Genomic DNA, 2,913 nt, shown 5'->3' with positions numbered 1-2,913 from the left:
GCACACGGATGCATTGGCCCTTGCGATACTTGCCGGTGAAGATGCTGTCGCTGGTTTCCACCCGCATGGTGATTTCGCGGCAGATGAATTGCAGGCCGGCATTGCTCATCAGCACGCCGGGCAGCAGGCCGGCCTCGCAGGCGATCTGGAAGCCGTTGCACACCGCCAGCACGCGGGTGCCTTTATCGGCGCGGGCCTTCACTTCGCGCATCACCGGCGAATGCGCCGCCATGGCGCCGCAGCGCAGATAATCGCCGTAAGAGAAACCGCCGGGCAGCACGATCAGATCGACCTTGGGAAAATCCGCATCGCCATGCCAGACTTCCAGCGGCGGCTTGCCGCCCGAGGCCTTGGTCAGCGCCATTTTCATGTCGCGGTCGCGGTTCGATCCGGGGAAGACGATGATCGCGGCTTTCATGGTCGGCTCAGCCCACCAGTTCGACGCTGAAATTCTCGATCACGGTGTTGGCCAGCAGCTTCTGCGCCATCTCCTTCACCGCCGCCTCGATCTCGGGCTTGGGCTTCTTGGCCAGTGCGCCGGAGAGTTCCAGCTCGATCAGCTTGCCCTGGCGCACTTCGGCCACATCAGCGAAGCCGAGGCTGTGCAAGGCCTGGCCGATGGCACGCCCCTGGGGATCGAGCACGCCGTTTTTCAGGCTTACATGCACGCGGGCTTTCATCGCATAGATCCTCTTAGGTCTTTAGGAAACGGCCGATACCGGCCGCTTATTGCATGGTCTCCGGGCGCTTGATGTCGCGCGGGCCGCCTTCGAGCAGGATGCCCAGCCGGCGCGCGACTTCCTGATAGGCCTCGGCCACATTGCCGAGATCGCGGCGGAAGCGATCCTTGTCCATCTTTTCGTTGGTCTTCAGATCCCACAGCCGGGCGCTATCGGGGCTGATCTCGTCGGCCAGGATGATGCGCATCTCGTCGTTCTGCCACCAGCGGCCGAATTCCAGCTTGAAATCCACCAGGCGGATGCCGATGCCGAGAAACAGCCCGGTGAGGAAATCGTTGATGCGCAGCGCGAGATGCATCACCTCGTCGATTTCCTGCGGCGAGGCCCAGCCGAAGCAGGTGATATGCTCCTCGCTCACCATCGGGTCGTTCAGTTCGTCGTTCTTGTAATAGAATTCCACGATCGAGCGCGGCAGCATGGTGCCTTCCGCCACGCCCAGCCGGGTGGACAGCGAGCCGGCGGCGACATTGCGCACGACCACTTCCAGCGGAATGATTTCCACTTCCTTGATCAGCTGCTCGCGCATATTGAGGCGGCGCAGGAAATGCGTGGGAATGCCCACTTCGCCCAGCCGCGTCATCAGATATTCCGAGATGCGGTTGTTGAGCACGCCCTTGCCGGTGATGGTGCCCTTCTTCTTGTTGTTGAAGGCGGTGGCATCATCCTTGAAATACTGCACCAGAGTGCCCGGCTCGGGTCCCTCGAACAGAACCTTGGCCTTGCCCTCGTAAACCTGTCTGCGGCGGGTCATGGAACACCCGTATGGTTGTGGGAAGGTGGAAATCTTTGGCGGATAAATACCGCCTATGGCCGGCTTCCGCAATGCCGCCAGGAAAGGTTTCAGGCCCGGTCTGCGGGCAATGGCAAAGCGGCGCCGAAATCGGCCCGAAATGGCCGCAAAACCCGATCCGCCCGGGGCTTGCGGCAGCGGGGGGGCGCCCCCTATATACAGGGCGAGAGTATTTTCAGACCCGGACGACCCTGGAGCCACCTGGATGACGACCTTCGACGACCGCAAGGATGCTTTCGAGAAGAAGCACGCCCATGACGAAGAGCTGGCCTTCAAGGCCACCGCCCGCCGCAACAAGCTGCTGGGCCTGTGGGTGGCAGAACAGCTCGGTCTGAGCGGTGATGCCGCCGAAGCCTATGCCAAGGAAGTTGTGGCCGCCGATTTCGAGGAAGCCGGCGACGACGACGTGGTGCGCAAGGTGATGGCCGATCTGCAGGCCAAGAAGGTGGATGTTTCCGAACATCGCCTGCGCGGCAAGATGGCCGAATTGCTGGAAACCGCCCGCAAGCAGGTGGCCGGCTAACACCCGACAATCGATTTCACAGCGAACAGCCGTCATTCCTGCCGGGATGGCGGCTGTTTTCGTTCAGACCGCTTCCTGGCCAGGAAAAAGCGCCGTAATCTGGCCCTGAAACCGGAGTGGCCATGCCGAAGCGGGCGAGCGTAAGCCGTCATTGGAACTGGGAAGGCATCTATGGCCGGACGAAGCTCGTCACCGGCCTGATCCTGTTCACATTTCTCGGCACCCATCTGCTCAACCACGCGCTGGGGCTGATCTCGCTGCAGGCCATGGAGGCCGGCGCCTGGTGGTTCAAGCTGCTGTGGCGCAACCTGGCCGGCACTGTGGCGCTGTATGGCGCGCTGCTGCTGCATCCCTTGCTGGCCGGCTATAACTGGCTGCGGCGCGGCCATTATCGCGGGCTGCCCTGGCAGGCCTGGACGCAATTGCTGCTCGGCCTCACCGTGCCCTGGCTGCTGCTGGTGCATCTGATGGGCAGCCGCGTGGTGCATGAATTCGCCGGGGTGAACGACAGCTATGCTTTCGTGCTCAGTTCGCTGTTCGTGGCCGATCCGATGCTGGGGCTGCAACAGAATCTGCTGATCCTGATCGCCTGGGCGCATGGCTGTTTCGGCATGTATTACTGGCTGCGCCTGAAGCGGTTTTTCGAGCGGTTGTGGCCCACATTCTTCGCCATCGCGCTGCTGCTGCCGGCCTGCGCCATGCTGGGCTATCTGTCGGCCGGGCGCGCCGTGCGTTTCCTGCTGCGCGATCCCGATTGGCTGGCGGGCTACCAGGCCAGCCTGAACTGGCCGGGCGATGCGGCGGTAAGCTGGGTGTATCCCACCATCGAGATCGTGCAATACACCCTCGCGGCGCTGATG

The 2,913-nt window shown here is 62.5% G+C and carries 4 protein-coding genes and 1 pseudogene; 2 read left to right on the top strand and 3 right to left on the bottom strand.

Annotated features, from left to right (window positions below; translation table 11 throughout):
* The 3 genes from KBB36_RS20925 to purC all read right to left on the bottom strand — a co-directional run.
* On the bottom strand, positions 1–418 hold a 418-nt coding region (locus KBB36_RS20925), incomplete at its 3' end, for a phosphoribosylformylglycinamidine synthase subunit PurQ (protein ID WP_290985855.1).
* Between the two features lie 7 nt (positions 419–425).
* Entirely contained in the window at positions 426–680 is a 255-nt protein-coding gene (gene purS, locus KBB36_RS20920) for a phosphoribosylformylglycinamidine synthase subunit PurS (protein WP_290985852.1), read from the bottom strand.
* A gap of 46 nt (positions 681–726) precedes the next feature.
* Positions 727–1,491: a phosphoribosylaminoimidazolesuccinocarboxamide synthase gene (gene purC / locus KBB36_RS20915; RefSeq protein ID WP_290985850.1), complete on the bottom strand. Its 765-nt coding sequence runs from the start codon at positions 1,489–1,491 to the stop codon at positions 727–729.
* A gap of 244 nt (positions 1,492–1,735) precedes the next feature.
* Here purC and KBB36_RS20910 point away from each other — a divergent pair, with 244 nt between their 5' ends.
* Positions 1,736–2,053, top strand: a complete 318-nt coding sequence (locus KBB36_RS20910) for a DUF1476 domain-containing protein (RefSeq protein ID WP_290985847.1) — start codon at positions 1,736–1,738, stop codon at positions 2,051–2,053.
* A 122-nt stretch (positions 2,054–2,175) separates the two neighbouring features.
* A pseudogene (locus KBB36_RS20905) lies at positions 2,176–2,913 on the top strand (hypothetical protein); the annotation flags it as partial.

This window comes from Ferrovibrio sp., from assembly GCF_017994015.1.
Classification (GTDB): Bacteria; Pseudomonadota; Alphaproteobacteria; order Ferrovibrionales; family Ferrovibrionaceae; genus Ferrovibrio.
This window is presented reverse-complemented; position numbering and strand designations above follow the sequence as displayed.